General features: G+C 43.3%; 14 protein-coding genes. 8 read left to right on the top strand and 6 right to left on the bottom strand.

From position 1 onward, the window contains the following. Positions 1-94 precede the first annotated feature (94 nt). Together ACXADT_RS16605 and ACXADT_RS16600 are read right to left on the bottom strand one after the other, a co-directional pair. Positions 95-862 carry a DUF3891 family protein gene (locus tag ACXADT_RS16605; protein ID WP_270181557.1) on the bottom strand — a complete coding sequence of 256 codons (768 nt, stop codon included), beginning with the start codon at positions 860-862 and terminating at the stop codon, positions 95-97. A gap of 35 nt (positions 863-897) precedes the next feature. Continuing rightward, complete coding sequence (locus ACXADT_RS16600; RefSeq protein ID WP_270181558.1) at positions 898-1,344, bottom strand: protease complex subunit PrcB family protein; 447 nt, start codon at positions 1,342-1,344, stop codon at positions 898-900. A gap of 183 nt (positions 1,345-1,527) precedes the next feature. Between ACXADT_RS16600 and ACXADT_RS16595 the strand changes: the two genes are divergently transcribed. From ACXADT_RS16595 to ACXADT_RS16575, 5 genes are all read left to right on the top strand, one after another. Next, a complete protein-coding gene (locus ACXADT_RS16595; protein WP_270181559.1) occupies positions 1,528-1,746 on the top strand; it encodes a transcription initiation factor IIE subunit beta family protein in 219 nt (72 codons plus the stop codon). Between the two features lie 235 nt (positions 1,747-1,981). After that, entirely contained in the window at positions 1,982-2,500 is a 519-nt protein-coding gene (locus ACXADT_RS16590; RefSeq protein WP_474831963.1) for a hypothetical protein, read from the top strand. An 84-nt stretch (positions 2,501-2,584) separates the two neighbouring features. Next, a complete protein-coding gene (locus ACXADT_RS16585) occupies positions 2,585-3,940 on the top strand; it encodes a hypothetical protein (protein ID WP_474831962.1) in 1,356 nt (451 codons plus the stop codon). 210 nt (positions 3,941-4,150) lie between these two features. After that, complete coding sequence (locus tag ACXADT_RS16580) at positions 4,151-4,606, top strand: pyridoxamine 5'-phosphate oxidase family protein (RefSeq protein WP_270181562.1); 456 nt, start codon at positions 4,151-4,153, stop codon at positions 4,604-4,606. Between the two features lie 121 nt (positions 4,607-4,727). Beyond that, complete coding sequence (locus ACXADT_RS16575) at positions 4,728-5,342, top strand: TVP38/TMEM64 family protein (protein ID WP_270181563.1); 615 nt, start codon at positions 4,728-4,730, stop codon at positions 5,340-5,342. A gap of 1,084 nt (positions 5,343-6,426) precedes the next feature. Here the strand turns inward: ACXADT_RS16575 and cotJC are convergent. The 4 genes from cotJC to ACXADT_RS16555 form a co-directional block, all read right to left on the bottom strand. Then, on the bottom strand, positions 6,427-6,996 hold the full coding sequence (gene cotJC / locus ACXADT_RS16570; protein ID WP_270181564.1) for a spore coat protein CotJC: 570 nt from the start codon (positions 6,994-6,996) through the stop codon (positions 6,427-6,429). Positions 6,997-7,016: 20 nt separating this feature from the next. Then, positions 7,017-7,283: a spore coat protein CotJB gene (locus ACXADT_RS16565; protein WP_270181565.1), complete on the bottom strand. Its 267-nt coding sequence runs from the start codon at positions 7,281-7,283 to the stop codon at positions 7,017-7,019. 2 nt (positions 7,284-7,285) lie between these two features. Then, positions 7,286-7,495, bottom strand: coding sequence for a spore coat associated protein CotJA (locus ACXADT_RS16560; RefSeq protein ID WP_270181566.1), 210 nt, complete (start codon positions 7,493-7,495; stop codon positions 7,286-7,288). A gap of 114 nt (positions 7,496-7,609) precedes the next feature. Then, the gene (locus ACXADT_RS16555) at positions 7,610-7,807 is read right to left on the bottom strand and encodes a hypothetical protein (protein ID WP_270181567.1); all 198 of its coding nucleotides are present in this window, start codon (positions 7,805-7,807) and stop codon (positions 7,610-7,612) included. Between the two features lie 189 nt (positions 7,808-7,996). Between ACXADT_RS16555 and addB the strand changes: the two genes are divergently transcribed. The 3 genes from addB (at position 7,997) to ACXADT_RS16540 (ending at position 16,442) form a co-directional block, all read left to right on the top strand. Next, complete coding sequence (addB, locus tag ACXADT_RS16550) at positions 7,997-11,503, top strand: helicase-exonuclease AddAB subunit AddB (RefSeq protein WP_474831960.1); 3,507 nt, start codon at positions 7,997-7,999, stop codon at positions 11,501-11,503. Continuing rightward, the gene (addA, locus tag ACXADT_RS16545; protein WP_474831959.1) at positions 11,487-15,206 is read left to right on the top strand and encodes a helicase-exonuclease AddAB subunit AddA; all 3,720 of its coding nucleotides are present in this window, start codon (positions 11,487-11,489) and stop codon (positions 15,204-15,206) included. Before addB ends, addA begins: the two co-directional genes overlap by 17 nt. 75 nt (positions 15,207-15,281) lie before the next feature. Then, positions 15,282-16,442, top strand: coding sequence for an exonuclease SbcCD subunit D (locus ACXADT_RS16540; protein WP_474831957.1), 1,161 nt, complete (start codon positions 15,282-15,284; stop codon positions 16,440-16,442). Positions 16,443-16,449: the final 7 nt, after the last annotated feature.

Here is a 16,449-nt window from a genome sequence, read left to right as displayed (position 1 = left end):
TAGGAATGTGACGAGCCCCTAATAGTGCCGTGTAAGCGAACTCATGCTTAAAATACTTAAATATGCGTCGGTTTTCTCTGTTTTTCATTAGATTTTAACTTTTTGGGGGTGAAAATTGAAATGTGCGGTGTTCAACAGACGTTGCTTCATAAGCTGATGCGATCCCATCTTTTTGAACAAGCTCTTTTGGAACGCGCTTTATTTGAATTGAAAAACGCTCGTCTGTTGGAATCAGTGGATGTGATAATTGAATCGTATGGTCATCCTTCCAATTAGCGAGTATGCGTTCGTCCTTTTCAAGAAAATAAAACGACTGTGAAAAGCCTTCTTTAAACCACGTAAGTTCGTTTTCTTTCGTGACACCTGGTTCTTGAAAGCATACATATAAGGAAAGATCGTCGAAAAATTGAAGGAGCTGAAAGTGAAATGTAAAGAGGTCTTCCTGGACCTCGAAGTCATGTAGCAAATCTTTTTGGCGTTTGCTTTCATGATTGTAAAAGCTGACCCCTCTTCGCGAAGTAGCTTGTTTGAAGAAGGATTGATAATGTTTACTGCAAAGGTATGCAGCGTATGAGCTGTAGTTTAAAACCTCTTCGATTCCCTTTTGGTAGTAATCGAGCTTGATCGGAAGAGGGTAGTCCATGAAAGAGAATGGGAACTTTTCATCGTCATTCCATATTGGAACCGAATCCAGCGTTTTCCATCCACGATCGTGATGGTGAATCGCATAGAGAACATCATATTGATATGAAAGGTCTGGCCAGTACGTTCGGTTTAGCTTCTTGGCAAGCTGTCCTGATAGAAGCGCATGTTCGTGCTGCCTGATCATGACAAAGCAGTCATTATGTTCATAGACGATCATCCACTCATCCTTTCGAAAGGTTTAGAAAGCTCCGCCTAGTTAGGGGAGCTTTTTTTGATTTCCTGAAAGTTAATACGTGCATTCGTATGGTCGATCTTAGCGATTGTGAAAGGTTTCGTAATAGCCTGGGTCACCATGTCATCTTTTTTAGGGTCCGTCGTATAGTATGTAACGAGCAGCTTGTTTCCTTCTTTAGTTATATTATCGATTGTGACCGAGTACCCTCCTGTTGGCATTTCACCTCGCGTAATAATGATATAAAGGTGATCTCCTGAAGGAACGGCGAATGTCGCTCTTTCAATCCATTTTTGTTGCAAAGTGGTCTGTATATCGTTTGGTGCATTATTCATTTGGACGATTTCAAAATCAATCTCCTCAGACACTTCTTCACCCCCATTTGTATCTGTTGGCTCAGCATTGTTCTGACAGCCAGAGATAACGAAAGCGATCACAATTGTAAGTAAAAGAATAATGTGACGCACTGATCTTTCTCCCTCCTTACACATGCCTCTATACATGTGCTAGTATGTTTAAGTTTAGCGAAAATTAGATGAAATGGAAAGGGTTTACCTTGTTATACGGTTACATTACTTATTGAATGGGTAATGAACCTATGGAGATAATAATCAACCATGGAGTTAAAATGACAAGGAAGGGGACTTGATATGCAGAACGCAATTCTTGAATTTCTAAGAAATGTTGAAGAACCAGTTTCTACTCATGAAATCATGGAGTATTTATCAAACAAAGGGTATAGCCCTGATGAAGAGGAACTTGTAAGGGCAATAAAAGAAATTCCGCCAACAAAAATTCAAACAGAATTCGACGCATCCGTGGTGGATCCGGCACCATCAGTGTTATATAAGGCTGGGCCAGAAGCTTAATTTACTTCTTGCGACGAAACACATCGACTAAGTACAATCCAAACAGTAAAAAGAAAAAAAGTCCGATAGCAATCAATACGTCCATTACAATCGATAGCATGTGTGACATCCTTTCAGGTGAAGGTTTCCTTTTAGTGTAACAAACTGTTTAGAAAGTTTGTGTGATTCTTCATCCAACAAGAGAAAGAAAATGCTATACTAATAGCATTGAGTTAAGGGATGGAAGGATGTCAGCATGAAACGAATCAAGTTTAACGGTACAACGTTTATCATTGTTTTCTTTATCGTATTTGTTATCGTCGGAGCCACAAACGTTTTGATGAGTGACGGCAAAATGAACACGAGTGAGTATGTTCTAAGTGAAGATCAAAAGGATGTCGTATCTCGATCTGAAACACAACCAAAAATTCCAGTAGGGGGATTACTAAATAGTAAGCTGATCGATAACCAAGTTTCTTTAGTCGCTAAACTTCGATACAGCGGTGAAAAAGATGGTTCGTTTAAAGTGATCAATGGTGAGATGTTGAATTATCAAATTACAAAGCATAAAACGGATGAAGTTGTGATCCCTTTTGGCTCTGAAGAACCAACGGATACAGTCGAAGTAACACCAAAAGAAGTGATTGAAGGACAAGCACAGCTAACGCCAGAACTCGATCCCGGTGTATACCAAATTGAAGTCGCAGTTCCAATCGAATACGAAGGGGAAAAGGAACAGTTCGTATTCCGTATTCCTGTTGAAATTCAACCTTAAAAACAGCAGAACATCTGCTGTTTTTTTTTAGTTGAATTCAAAACGTATGCTAAACTAGAAGGAACAACACATAGGGGGATAAGAATGAAGAAACTCAATCTATATAAAATAGTCGGAATATTAATTACATTCGGATTGTTTCTGGTGATCTTCAACTTTCTGCAAAATAGAGAGCCGAATTTTGAAGTGAACTCAAAAGCATTTGATGTCGTTGAGTCTGCAGAAGCACTTGATGATCACATGAATCAAATGATCCCCCAATTCAAATTAGCGAAAGAGCTCGACCTTATCAATACATACAATAAATCTATTCCGATTCTCGACTTGGATCGAGAGTTGATCATACACGAAGCGATGGTGGTAGCATACGGTGGAATCTACCTATCTTATTCCTTTTCGCTTAATGAAGAAGACATGCCGTTCGACCTCCCGCGGCTTTCCATTGGAAGTATTAGCTATAGAGATGGATCAGGTGCAAAAAAATCAGAGTATGTGGAGCAACATCTCATTCAATCACAGAAACCGATAGTAAATGAATACCGTTTATATCAAGCCGTTATCTTGACCCCTGAAAGTAACCTGAATTTTATTACTGAAGAAGAAATGGACTTACTCAATTTGGAGGAATTAACGTTAAAAGACATCGTAGTAAGCCATGGTGAAAAGAAAAAAACACTGAACGATGTGACGTTAAAGGTGGAAAAGGGTTATAAAGGAACACCTTTTGCAGAAGCCGATTTAGATCAAGCGTTGCAAGTGGGAGATGGGACCATTGAGTTCAAAAAATTTACAGCTTCCTACACAAAAAATAAGCTGTATTTTGAATCAGACTTAAACGATCTCTCCTACATCTTAGTTAATGAGCAGGTTGGAGACCATACCTTTCAAAATGGGTACAAAGTCGAAAATGAAGGTGATCGTTTCTCAATAACGATGCAACCTTTTCAAGAATTACAAGAGAAGTTGAATCTTGAAATAGCGGGAATTCTTAGGGATAAAACTGGCTCGGTTGAATCAACATTAAGTTCTGAAGAGTTAACGAAGCTAAAAGATGGCGGTGTTGTCGAAGCAGGTAATTATGGTGGAGTCTCTTATGGGATCAGTATGAGAGCGAGAGGATCGTCGCACGCTCTTGCTCTTTCTTTAGAGGCGCAAGATTCCGTTGAACACGATGTCATTCGAATGCTACATATGATTAATGAAAACGAGATCAGTCAGTTTCCATATAAAGAAGATTTCATCACTCTTTCCATTAAAGATCGGAATGGCGATGATATCCTCATCTATGATATTGAAGAGTCAGATACAGGTTTTCTCATAAACCTCGATATGGGCCATGCCACATCGTTATCTCCAGTAACCGTTAAGCTATCTTACCTTCCTGACATTGTGCGTGTAAGGGAAAAGGTAAGCGCCTCATTAAAATTGTTAAAAAAATAAATTTTAAGGTTTTGAAACTAGAAAACCGGGTATAGTTAGTATCAAACCCCCTAAGTAATGATGTTTCACATTGATTTTCCCCCTTTTTGCCGTACTCTTCGAGTGCGGCAATTTTTTTGTTAACCTCCTTATTCTGAAGCGTTTCCATAATGAAGTATTCGTGCTAATCTTTTAGGAAAGAGTAGAGATAGAAGTGAAAGGATGAAGCGAATGGCAAAGAAAGATAAAGTTACCGAATTGACAGAAGACTTAGCATCGTTTCTTAATGGCGAAAAACTAGTCATGCTATCGACGATCGACTATGAAACAAGCACTCCGAATGTTTCAGCTATTTCCTGGGTGAAAGCGTTGGATAAGAACAATATTCGTTTTTCCGTGACGAGTAACTCTAGAACGGTGGAAAATGTAAAAGGTAACAAGGGTGTCGTACTATCCATCATCGGCTTAGAAACGGTATATTCTATTCAAGGGAACGCATCCATTTTAGAAAAGGCGATGAGCGGCGTTTCATTAAAACTTGCTAAGATCAACGTTGAAGTTGAGCAGGTGATCGAGTCTATGTTCTGGGGAGCCAAAATTACTGCAGACCCACAATTTGAAAAAACATACAACAAAGATAAAGCAGAAGCGCTGGATCTTGAGGTCTATACAGCTCTGATGAAATAGCTTCCAACTTTCTATCGATCTTTATTTATGCTTTAATATAGAGTAAGAAATGCAATTCGTGCTGTCACATTAAATGACACTCGCATCATGAAACGAGGTTGATTCCCATATGGAGTGGGGAATGATTATTGATTCTTTAAACGAAGAGACGATAAAAGAATGGCTTAACCAGTATGCTGCACTTGGTCCATTGCCAGGCATCCTGCTACCGATGCTAGAAGCAGTGCTCCCGATATTGCCATTGTTTCTTTTTGTGGCCGGTAATGCTGCAGCCTACGGTTTTTGGTATGGGTCACTTCTTTCATGGTTAGGTGCATCCCTAGGTGCATTGCTCGTTTTTATTGTCGTAAGAAAACTTGCAAGACAGCGGTTCATGGGTTTGATCACAAGGCATAAGAAGATCGATAAGACGCTAAGGTGGATCGAGCGACATGGGTTTGGCATGGTGTTCCTCTTACTGTGCTTTCCATTCACACCATCAGCCCTCATCAACGTTGTCGCTGGACTTTCAAATATGAGTATCAGAAGTTTTGTACTAGCTGTTCTTCTTGGAAAAATGGTCATGATCGCCATCGTTTCATTCATCGGACATGACGTGTTTTCGTTAATCCATCAACCACTGCAATTGGTGCTGATCGTCCTCGCCATCGGTTTATTATGGGGTGCAGGGAAGATCATCGAGCTCAAGCTGAATCAGCGACCAAGAAAAACAAGAATGGAAGATCAATCAAGATAAGCCATGCCGGTAGCGGCATGGCTTTTGTTTTGATGTTAGAGCGGTAAGTTAGCCAATAAAATTCGATTTTGGCTAATAAAACTTAGATTTGGACAATAAAACATGATTTTAGCTAATAAATAGAGATTTTGGACAATAACAGGTTTGTTTTAGGGTGTACTGCTTATTTCGCAGGGAGCTTTGGTAAAGATATCAGCGATAATTGGACGGATATCAGCGAAATTTCTGATATATCAGCGATAATGATGGTTTTATCAGCGCTTTTTTAAATATATCAGCGAAAATGAGGATTTTATCGGCGAACTGAGGTTTACAGGCTGCGACTGCTCCGTTTCTAACCGCTCGCCTCCGCTTTTCGTGTCCAGCTGCGGTGGCCAAATACTCCGGTAGTTTCAGAAGAGCGATTGAGACAAAAAGCGTCTCATTCGCTCTTCTTCCAACTCCCTGCGTATTTAAACCGGCCACCTCCGCTTTTCATGTCTAGCTGCGGTGGCCAGGCTCTCGAGACGCTTCAGCATTGTGGTTGAACACAAAAAGCGTGTTCATCCACAACGCTTCCAGCGCTTGTCGAGCCTAAACGGGCCACCTCCGCTTTTCGCTATGTCCAGCTGCGACTCGCAGAAACTACGCTATTTCACTCTTTCAACTGAACACAAAGAACGTGTTCAATTTCAAGAGTTCCAATAGCTCCGTTTCTAACCGCTCGTCTCCGCTTTTCATGTCCAGCTGCGGTGGCCAGGCTCTCGAGACGCTTCAGCATTGTGGTTGAACACAAAAAGCGTGTTCATCCACAACGCTTCCAGCGCTTGTCGAGCCTAAACGGGCCACCTCCGCTTTTCGGTATGTCCAGCTGCGGTGGCCAAATACTCCGGTAGTTTCAGAAGAGCGATTGAGACAAAAAGACGTCTCATTCGCTCTTCTTCCAACTCCCTGCGTATTTAAACGGGCCACCTCCGCTTTTCGATGTCCAGCTGCGCCTCGCAGAAACTACGCTATTTCACTCTTTCAACTGAACACAAAGAACGTGTTCAATTCCAAGAGTTCCAATAGCTCCGTTTCTACCCGCTCGTCTCCGCTTTTCGCACTAAAAATACTTCTTCTTATCCCTCTCTTCCTTCAGAATCTCCACAGCTTCTCTGAACCTTTGGGAGTGGACGATTTCTCGTTCTCTTAGGAAGGCGAGGGAGTCGTTTAGGTCTGGGTCGTCGGAGAGGTCGATGATCCATTGGTAGGTGGCTCGGGCTTTTTCTTCGGCGGCGATGTCTTCGTAAAGGTCAGCGATCGGGTCGCCTTTTGCTGCGATGTAGCTTGCTGTCCATGGGACGCCGGCTGCGTTTTGATAAAAGAGTGCTCTGTCGTGGTTTGCGTAGTGCGCGCCGAGTCCAGCTTCTTTCATTTGGTCAGGTGTTGCATCTTTCGTTAGTTTATAAACCATCGTTGCAATCATTTCGAGATGAGCGAATTCTTCTGTACCGATATCGGTTAGAAGTCCTACGACTTTATCTGGGATCGTGTAACGTTGATTTAAGTATCGGAGGGCAGCGGCGAGTTCGCCATCTGCGCCTCCGTATTGCTCAATTAGAAACTTCGCAAGCATCGGATTACATGTGCTTACCTTTACTGGATATTGCAGTTTCTTTTCATAAACCCACAAAAGCACTCATCCTTTCCAAATTAAACTTGCCACGGCCATGGGGTATCATTCCAGTTCCACGGGTAGCTGCTGTAGCTTAATCCGTACTGTAGAAGAGGTCCGTAATCTTTTTCATACCTCTTCCTTAATTGCTTCCTCAATTTTGCAAACTCATTGAACTGCTTGATCGCATCGATGTCATTCGGGTGGGTGTCGAGGTAGAGCGTTAGTTCTAACAGCACAAAGTCAGTAGCCTGAAGCTCTTCGAGTAACTCGTAATACTCGTTCGGTAGCTGTTTGTGCTTCATCGTTAGCCCTCCTTATTCTTTTCGTAAGGGTCATAGAACACTTTCCAGAGCGTTCCTGCTGCGAGCGCTTCTCGTGGCGAAAACTGCTCGAGTCCTGGAGGTTGGAAACCTAAGTAAAGGTTTGGAGGCGTAGAGTAAGATTTCACTCGAATCGGCTTACACGGGTCAAAGGGGCTAATATAAGGTTCGTAATATTTCCTATTGGTGTACATCGTTCCCCTCCTACAAATTCGATTGGCTACCTTATTAGATGTATGTTTTTTCCTTATAAAAGATGTTCGCTCCATGAAAAAAGCACCTCCACTCATTGGAGGTGCTTGGCTGGCTTACATTTTGTTTACGGTGTTATTCCATTTAGCTAACGCGTTTTTTAATTCGTGAAGATCTAACTCAAACGGATAGTTGTTGTGGACGCTCGTTTTCTGTGATTCATCGAGCTTTTCGTAACTATGCACAAATTCTGTCATATCTCTCGTAATCCGGTTGAGCTCCCATTTAAATGTATCCATCTCTTTATTTTCCATGTCCAAAACTCCTTTTCAAAAGTTGTGCTTAGTACTCTATACCCTTACAGTTTTCCCTGAAACCTACTGAGACGATCACTCAATAATTGGAAAACAGAATGCGAACGTATCTTCTTATGAAGTCTATTAAATTGCGAAAAAACGTGAGATAATGGGATAGTTAGTACACGTGTACGGGAGGAGAAACGAATGGGAGTTCAATTTATTATAGGTCGATCGGGGAGCGGAAAAACCGATCACTGTCTTACTGACATTCAGCGTGAGTTGACCGAACGTCCTCTTGGGGAGACGATGATCTACTTAGTTCCAGAACAGATGACGTTTCAGTCAGAGTATGAGCTCGTACATAACCGTAATTTAAAAGGCATGATTCGTGCTCAAGTGTTCAGTTTTACACGTCTTGCATGGAAAGTCCTTCAAGAGACAGGTGGTATGGCGAGGCCGCATTTAACGTCTGTCGGTACGAGTATGATGCTCAGACATATTATTGAAGAAAATAAAGCACAATTGAGAATTTATCAACGTTCGTCAGACAAAACAGGCTATATCGATCAGTTGAATGATATGGTCACTGAATTTAAGCGTTACTGCCTCGAGCCAGATCATATAAAAAGTTACGCTGATGATTACTATACAACCGACGATCGAAGTCTTCTACGAGACAAGCTCTATGACCTTCACCTTGTATACGAAGCATTTCAACGAGCGATGATCGGTCATTATTTAGATTCGGAAGATTACCTTCAGCTGCTAGCTGAGAAAATCTCTGAATCACAGTATCTAGAGAATGCCGCGATTTGGGTGGATGGGTTCCATAGCTTTACACCTCAGGAGCTTCTCGTTTTACAAGCTTTGATGAAAAAAGGTGCGGATATCACGTTTACCATCACGATGGATACCGAAATGAATCCAGCTTCTGTCCATGAACTAGATCTTTTTCACGAGCCAGCGACAACGTACCAGACCCTTCTTCAAATGGCGAATGAAGAAGGGATCGACGTAAAGGCACCAGAGCTACTAACCAACCAAAAGAGGTACCAAAACAACGAGCTTCGTCATTTAGAAGCAAATTACGGAGAACGCCCTCCTGTCCTTTATACAGGAGAGCTTCAGCATATAAAAGTCAATCATGCGGTGAATATTCGATCTGAAGTTGAAGCTGCAGCAAGAGAGACGCTCAGGCTTGTACGAGACGAAGGCTATCGATACAGAGATATCTCTGTGATGGTCAGGGATATGTCAACGTATTACGAGCTTGTTGAAACGATTTTTACAGATCATGGAATCCCTATCTTCTCTGACCAAAAAAGGACGATGCTCCATCATCCTTTGATCGAGCTTATACGATCGAGTCTCGATATCATTCAGTATCACTGGAGATATGAAGCTGTTTTCCGCTGTGTGAAAACAGAGCTTCTGTACCCTGACGACACGGAGAATAGCAAAGCAGATCTTAGAAATCGAATGGATGAGCTCGAAAATTATGTGATTGCAAAAGGGATCAAAGGATACCGGTGGAGATCAGGAGAGCGGTGGAAGGCGAATATCTATCGTCAACTAGAGGATAAAGAAACCGTAACGTCTGATGAAATCGAGCGAATGGAAGAACGATTGAACGAAACGAAAGAATGGGTTTCGAACCCTTTAGAAAAATTCGAGCGTAAGATGAAACAAGCAAAGACAGTACGCGAGAAGTGTGAAGTTCTATACTATTTCCTTGAAAACTGTAATGCTGCTGAAAAAGTAGATCGGCTAAAAGAACACGCTGAGAAAGCGGGACAATTAACGAAGGCGAGAGAGCATGATCAAGTTTGGGATGCAGTCATCGCTCTTCTCGATGAAACGGTCGAATTGATTGGAGACCAGGAGTTATCGATCGAACAGTTTACGAAACTATTAGAAGCTGGTATCGAAAGTATGAAGTTTGCACTTGTTCCCGCTTCTCTCGACCAAGTGGTGATCGGAAGCATCGACCGGACCCGTTTTACAAATGTAAAGTGTGGATTTCTGCTCGGCGTGAACGACGGGGTGTTACCAGCAAAACTTCAGGATGATGGACTTTTAAGTGAACAAGATCGAGAAAAACTTGAAGAACAAGGGATTCAGCTTGCTCCAGGCTTGAAGCGGCGATTACTAGATGAAGAATTCCTAATCTATCACGCCCTTTCAACACCATCAGAGAATTTATGGGTGAGCTGTCCACTTGCGGACGGCGAAGGGAAAGGCCTACAGCCTTCGATCGTCATGAATCGAATGCAGGAAATGTTCAGAGATCTATCGATTGGACTGAAGTTTGCTGAACCTGGCGAGGAAGCAGATGACGAACTCTCATTCATAACGAATCCGCTAAAAACGATCGGAAGGCTTACTGGCCAACTGAGACAGTGGCACAGGGGCTACCCGATCGATGCGATCTGGTGGGATGCGTATAACTGGTTCGTTGAAAACAGCGATCGCGAGAGTAGTAAACTGAGATTAGTAGAAAGCTTGTTTTACCGAAACAAAGCGACTAACCTTTCTCGTGAAACGAGCCGTGAGCTATACGGTTCGAAAATCCAGGCGAGTGTCTCAAGAATGGAGCGGTATCAGTCTTGTGCGTTCTCGCAATTCGCTTCACATGGCCTCAAGTTAAAAGAGCGCTCCACCTTTAAACTAGAAGCGCCGGATATCGGTCAGCTTTTTCATGCATCACTAAACATGCTTGCTGAAACAATCAAGCAGCGAGACTGGGATTGGAGTAAGCTTTCGACGAATCAATACTATGAGCTTTCAGGAGAAATCGTCGAACAGCTCGCGCCAAGGCTTCAAAATGAAATTCTGCTTAGCTCGAATCGCTATCACTATATTATGAGGAAGTTAAAGCAAGTCGTTGGGAGAGCTTCGTCTGTACTCGGACAGCAAGCAAAGCGAAGCGGATTTCAGCCTGCTGGGCTTGAACTTGCTTTTGGTCCTGGAGAAGCGATACCACCGATTCAATTTAAACTTAAGAACGGCGTTACGCTGCAGCTCATCGGACGGATCGATCGAGTCGATCAGGCGTTTAAAGAAGATCAGCTCCTCTTGAGGGTCATCGATTACAAATCGAGCGGAACTTCGCTCGATCTGTCAGAAGTGTACTTTGGCCTTGCACTACAGATGCTCACATATTTAGATGTCGTGATTTCTTATTCTCATCTATGGCTAGGAAGAGAAGCGGCAGCAGCTGGTATGCTTTATTTCCACGTTCATAATCCGATGCTTCAAACGTCTTCACCAGCTCAATCAGCCATACAAAGGGAGCTTTTCAAGAAGTTTAAGATGAAAGGCTTGTTACTTGCTGATAAGGATGTCGTTAGCTTGATGGACGATACGATCGAAAGAGATAAGTCAGATATCGTACCGGCAGCGCTGAAAAAAGATGGGAACTTTACAAAGAACTCATCTGTCCTTTCATCTGAAGATTTTGATGCGCTTAGGGCATATACGAGAAAGACGATCCAAAGAATTGGAACAGATATTTCGGACGGTAAAATCGATATCGATCCATACAAAATGAAAGATAAGATTCCGTGTACGTTCTGTTCATACCGATCGTTCTGTCAGTTTGACCAGGCGATGGAAGACAATTCGTACAAAGTGATCCCAGTAAAAGACGATGAAACGATTTTAAGAAATATGAGAGAGAAAGGAGAGGGCACGGATGACGGAGTACATTAAAAAACCAGAAGGTTCCCACTGGACGGATGCACAGTGGGATGCCATCGCGGCTAGAAACCAGGATGTGCTGGTTGCAGCAGCTGCAGGCTCTGGAAAAACAGCGGTATTAGTTGAACGCATCATTCGAAGACTCGCGGATGAGAAAGACCCAGCAGAGGTAGATCGGATTCTTGTCGTTACATTCACGAATGCTGCTGCAGCTGAAATGAGACACCGCATCGGTGAAGCACTCGAAGGGAGATTAAAAGAAGATCCCTCTTCGCTCTATTTACGAAGACAGCTATCCATGCTTAACAGAGCTTCCATCTCAACGCTCCATTCTTTCTGCATGGAAGTACTTCGTCGCTATTATTATGAAATCGATCTTGATCCTGCTTTTCGGGTAGCTGATCAAACGGAAGCGGCTCTTCTTCGAGAGGAAGCGATGGAGGAGTTATTCGAAGAACAGTATAGCGGTGAGAACGAAGCGTTCTTTGACCTAGTCGACAGGTACAGCAGCGATCGAAGCGATGTTGACCTTCAACAGCTCGTCGAAAAGCTGTATCACTTCTCCTCGAGTCATCCATGGCCAGATCAATGGTTGTATGAAAGCGTCGCTCAGTATGAAAATGCCGGGAAAGTGGCATTTGATGAACTCGTTTGGGTGAAGGAATTAAAGAAAGATGTCATTCTTCAGCTTGAAGGTATGAAGGAGCTCCAAGAAAAATCGATCGAGCTCGCATCTTCATCAGATGGTCCTGAACCGTACCTCGAAACGTTACAGTCTGAGCATAAGATGGTACTAGATGCCTTATCCTCAGCTCAAGCAACCTGGTCGTCATTAGCATCTAGCTTTGAAGCTTTTCATTTCGGTCGGTTGAAACCATGTAAAGGCGATCAGTATGACACTGCCAAAATCGATGCGGTCAAAGGGATGAGGGACAAAGTTAAGAAGACGATTCAGAGTTTGCAGGAAGAGTTGTTCCAGAGAACTCCTGAAGAGTACGTGGAAGATCTTGAACAGTTAGCGCCTGTTCTAGGTACGTTATCTGAGCTCGTTAAGCAGTTCAGAGAACGGTATACGCTTCTGAAAAAAGAAAAAGGGCTCGTCGACTATAGTGACCTCGAACATTATTGTCTTGCCGTACTACTCGACAAGGATTCTACCCCGGAAAATCCAATCCCTTCGAATGCAGCTCGTGAATATCAAACGCAGTTTGCTGAAGTGTTGATCGATGAATATCAGGATACGAATTCAGTCCAAGAAACGATTTTGAATGCGATCAGTCGAAGTGGTGAAGAAGCGGGGAACCGGTTCATGGTAGGCGATGTGAAGCAAAGTATCTATCGCTTTCGATTAGCAGAGCCGGGTTTATTTCTCTCTAAATATAAGACGTTCGGGCGTTCATCAGACGACCCTTCAAAGCGAATCGATCTTGCACGTAACTTTAGAAGCCGTGAAGAAGTTCTTAATGGGACGAACTACATCTTTAAGCAAATTATGGATGAACGTGTTGGTGAAATCGAGTACGATGAAGCTGCTGAGTTGATTCCTGGTGCCAGCTACCCTTCTTCAGAAGCGGTCGTTCCAGAAGTTCATCTGATCGACCAGAGTTCAGAAGGAGAAGATCAGGAAGAGGATGTCGAAAAGGTGCAGCTCGAAGCACGATTAATGGCATCTCGCATCAAGACGATGATGGGGAAAGGTGAAAGAGAGCGTGCCAAAGTATACGACCGAAAAGAAGAGCGCATGAGACCGGTTGAGTACAGAGATATGGTCATCCTGCTTCGCGCGACTGCGAGCTGGGCTCCGGTCATCCTTGAAGAGTTAAAACAGGCAGGGGTTCCTGCATACTCCGATTTAGCAACAGGTTATTTTGAAGCGACAGAAGTAGCTGTCATGATGAGCTTACTTAACGTGATCGATAACCCGTATCAAGATATTCCGCTCGCATCCGTGCTTCGTTCTCCTATTTTCGGTCTAACAGAGGAAGAGCTGGCTCAGATTCGAATTCATGAGAAAAATGGGAATTATTTTGAAGCACTACAAACGTATGCAGACGATGAGTCAGATGAGCTTGCAGACAAGCTTTCAGAATTTCTAGAGAAGCTAAATCAATGGCGGGATCAAGCGAGACAGTCTTCTCTTGGAGAATTGATTTGGCAGTTGTACCGTGAAACGAATTATTATGAGTTTGTAGGGGGAATGCCAGCGGGCCTTCAGCGTCAAGCGAACCTGAGAGCACTTTACGATCGTGCGAGACAGTATGAAGCAACGTCGTTTCGAGGTTTATTCCGATTTCTACGCTTTATCGATCGCATGAAAGAGCAAGGTGGCGATCTTGGGACTGCTAGAGCGCTCGGTGAACAGGAAGACGTTGTGAGAGTGATGACCATCCATAAAAGTAAGGGACTTGAGTTTCCGATCGTTTTTGTGGCAGGGATTGCAAAACAGTTCAATTTGAGAGATATGGTCAATCCGATGCTGATGCATAAAGAGCTTGGGGTAGCTTCCAAATTCATTGACCCTATCAATCGCATCACATATCCAACGCTACCGTATTTTACTCTTCAAAAGAGAATGCGACTCGAGATGCTTGCTGAAGAAATGCGTGTGTTGTATGTTGCATTGACGAGAGCAAAGGAGAAGCTCTATTTGATCGGTACCGTAAAAGAGTGGGAAAAAGAGCTCTTATCCTGGACAGGTGCTTCAACAGAAGAATGGTTGCTTTCTGATTTTGAACGTTCGAAAGGAAAATCATATTTGAGCTGGATTGGCCCTTCGCTACTTCGTCATCGAGATTTAGCACAAATTGTTGATGACGTGGCAGATATTAAGAAGCCAACTCCTGTCTTTAATCATACGTCAAGGTGGGACCTAGCGATTCACTCTGCAGCCGATTTTGCAGAAGTGGAATCTGAAGATGTTGCGAGGCAAGAAGAGTATGGGAAATTACTTCAGTCAAAAGAGACGATTCCTGAACGTAGTACACATCGAGATGAAGTCGTAAAACGACTCAGTTGGACGTACCCCCACACGGCAGCGACTGAAACGAAATCCAAGCAGTCTGTCACTGAAGTGAAGAGGCAGAGGGAAGTGTTTTCTGATGAGCGGAGTGACTCAACGATCGTTAGTGGGTTTAAACAGTCGCTAAAAGAGCGCCCTCGCTTCCTACAAAGTAAAAAGCTCACACCGGCTGAACGAGGAACGGCGATGCATGTTGTGATGCAACACTTGAATGTTACGAATGTAACGGATGAAGATGCAGTAAGAGATTTGATCGCTCGACTAGAACAAAAGGAATTATTAACACCTGAACAAACAGCTGCGATCGATGCGAACCAGATTTTGCAGTTCACGCAGTCATCTCTAGGTAAGAAGATGAGACACGCAAAAGCGATTCACAAGGAAGTTCCTTTCAGCCTTGGTGTTGATTCCACTTGGATTTATGCTGATTTTGAAGGTGAAGAGGAGACGGTCGTCTTACAAGGTGTCATCGACTGTATTATCGAAGAAGAAGATGGGTTAATCCTAGTCGATTATAAGACAGATGTGATTCAGAACAGATTTAGTTCAGAAGAACAAGTCGAAACGACCATGAAAAATCGCTATTCAACACAGTTGAAATTATACGAAAAAGCAATCGATGAAATATGGAATCTCCCATGTAAAGAAAAAGTACTTTACTTTTTCGATGGTGGACGATCGATTACGATCGATTAACATGCTGGCCGGGCTCATGTCCGGCTAGCTTATTTATTCAAACATACATAATCAACTAGCAGAGGAGTGAAAACGATGAAGTTGCTTCATACGGCAGATTGGCATTTAGGAAAAACGCTTGAAGGAAGAAGCAGATTACCTGAACAAAAAGCATTTCTTGATGAGCTCATCAACATCGCTGATGACGAAGAGGTGGATGCGATCTTGATGGCAGGAGACGTCTTCGATACGGTCAATCCTCCAGCAGCTGCAGAAACGTTATTTTACGATGCAGCTGTTAAGCTCACGCAAAACGGCGAACGTCCGCTTATCATTATTTCAGGTAATCATGATAGTCCAGATCGTCTAGCGGCATCTCGCCCACTTGCTGATCGAAATGGGATCACGATCATCGGTTTTCCAACAGCAGAACGCCTTCAGTTAACAGTGCGTAATGGACAAACGCTTTCGATCGCTGCTCTTCCGTACCCTTCAGAATCACGATTAAACGAATGCTTAACAGAAAGCCAGGAAGAAGGCGTCCTTCAGCTCGCTTACGACGATCGGGTGGAGAAGTTGTTTAATGACCTTTCCTCAGATGTTCCTGACGATGCAGTTCATATTGCGATGAGTCATATCTATGTTGCAGGAAGTAGAGAAACGGATTCAGAAAGGCCAATTCAAGTAGGAGGGGCTTACACCGTCTCTGCGAACTCGTTACCGAAGGAGGCGCAGTACGTTGCACTTGGACATCTCCACCGTCCTCAAACCATTACAAGAGGTTCTGCTCTTGCTCGTTACGCTGGTTCACCTCTTGCTTACAGCTTTTCTGAAGCAAGTCATGCGAAGTCGGTTACGTTGGTCGAAGTGGACCCTGTTGGGCTCGCACACATTGAAGAAGTCCCTCTCCAGTCCGGGAAACCTCTTGTGAAATGGGTTGCAGATCAAGGCATCGAGCAGGTCTATACCTGGCTTGAAGAAGGAAAAGATCAGGATGCCTGGGTCGATCTTGAAGTGCATTTAAACGATACGCTTTCGATCGAGGAAATCCATAGGCTTCGGAGCAAGCATGACGGGTTCATTCATATTCGTCCCGTTTTTAATAAAAGTGAAAAGAAGGATACCGCGGCAAAATCAAGTCTTCCGATCGATGAACTGTTCAAACGGTTTTATGAACAGCAAACGGATGGAGGCGAGCCGGATGATGAGCTCGTTCGCTTGTTTTTAGAGCTTTCTCACGGTGATGAAGATGAGTAGGAAAGGA

It is taken from the genome of Anaerobacillus sp. ABR4_321 (assembly GCF_056158505.1).
The sequence above is the reverse complement of the archived record's forward strand: the minus strand, read 5'-3'. Positions and strand labels throughout refer to the sequence as shown.

Coding starts and splice junctions, on each gene's coding strand:
- ACXADT_RS16605 (WP_270181557.1), bottom strand. CDS start 862: ATGATCGTCTATGAACATAATGACTGCTTTGTCATGATCAGGCAGCAC.
- ACXADT_RS16595 (WP_270181559.1), top strand. CDS start 1,528: ATGCAGAACGCAATTCTTGAATTTCTAAGAAATGTTGAAGAACCAGTT.
- ACXADT_RS16590 (WP_474831963.1), top strand. CDS start 1,982: ATGAAACGAATCAAGTTTAACGGTACAACGTTTATCATTGTTTTCTTT.
- ACXADT_RS16585 (WP_474831962.1), top strand. CDS start 2,585: ATGAAGAAACTCAATCTATATAAAATAGTCGGAATATTAATTACATTC.
- ACXADT_RS16580 (WP_270181562.1), top strand. CDS start 4,151: ATGGCAAAGAAAGATAAAGTTACCGAATTGACAGAAGACTTAGCATCG.
- ACXADT_RS16575 (WP_270181563.1), top strand. CDS start 4,728: ATGATTATTGATTCTTTAAACGAAGAGACGATAAAAGAATGGCTTAAC.
- ACXADT_RS16565 (WP_270181565.1), bottom strand. CDS start 7,283: ATGAAGCACAAACAGCTACCGAACGAGTATTACGAGTTACTCGAAGAG.
- ACXADT_RS16560 (WP_270181566.1), bottom strand. CDS start 7,495: ATGTACACCAATAGGAAATATTACGAACCTTATATTAGCCCCTTTGAC.
- ACXADT_RS16555 (WP_270181567.1), bottom strand. CDS start 7,807: ATGGAAAATAAAGAGATGGATACATTTAAATGGGAGCTCAACCGGATT.
- addB (WP_474831960.1), top strand. CDS start 7,997: ATGGGAGTTCAATTTATTATAGGTCGATCGGGGAGCGGAAAAACCGAT.
- addA (WP_474831959.1), top strand. CDS start 11,487: ATGACGGAGTACATTAAAAAACCAGAAGGTTCCCACTGGACGGATGCA.
- ACXADT_RS16540 (WP_474831957.1), top strand. CDS start 15,282: ATGAAGTTGCTTCATACGGCAGATTGGCATTTAGGAAAAACGCTTGAA.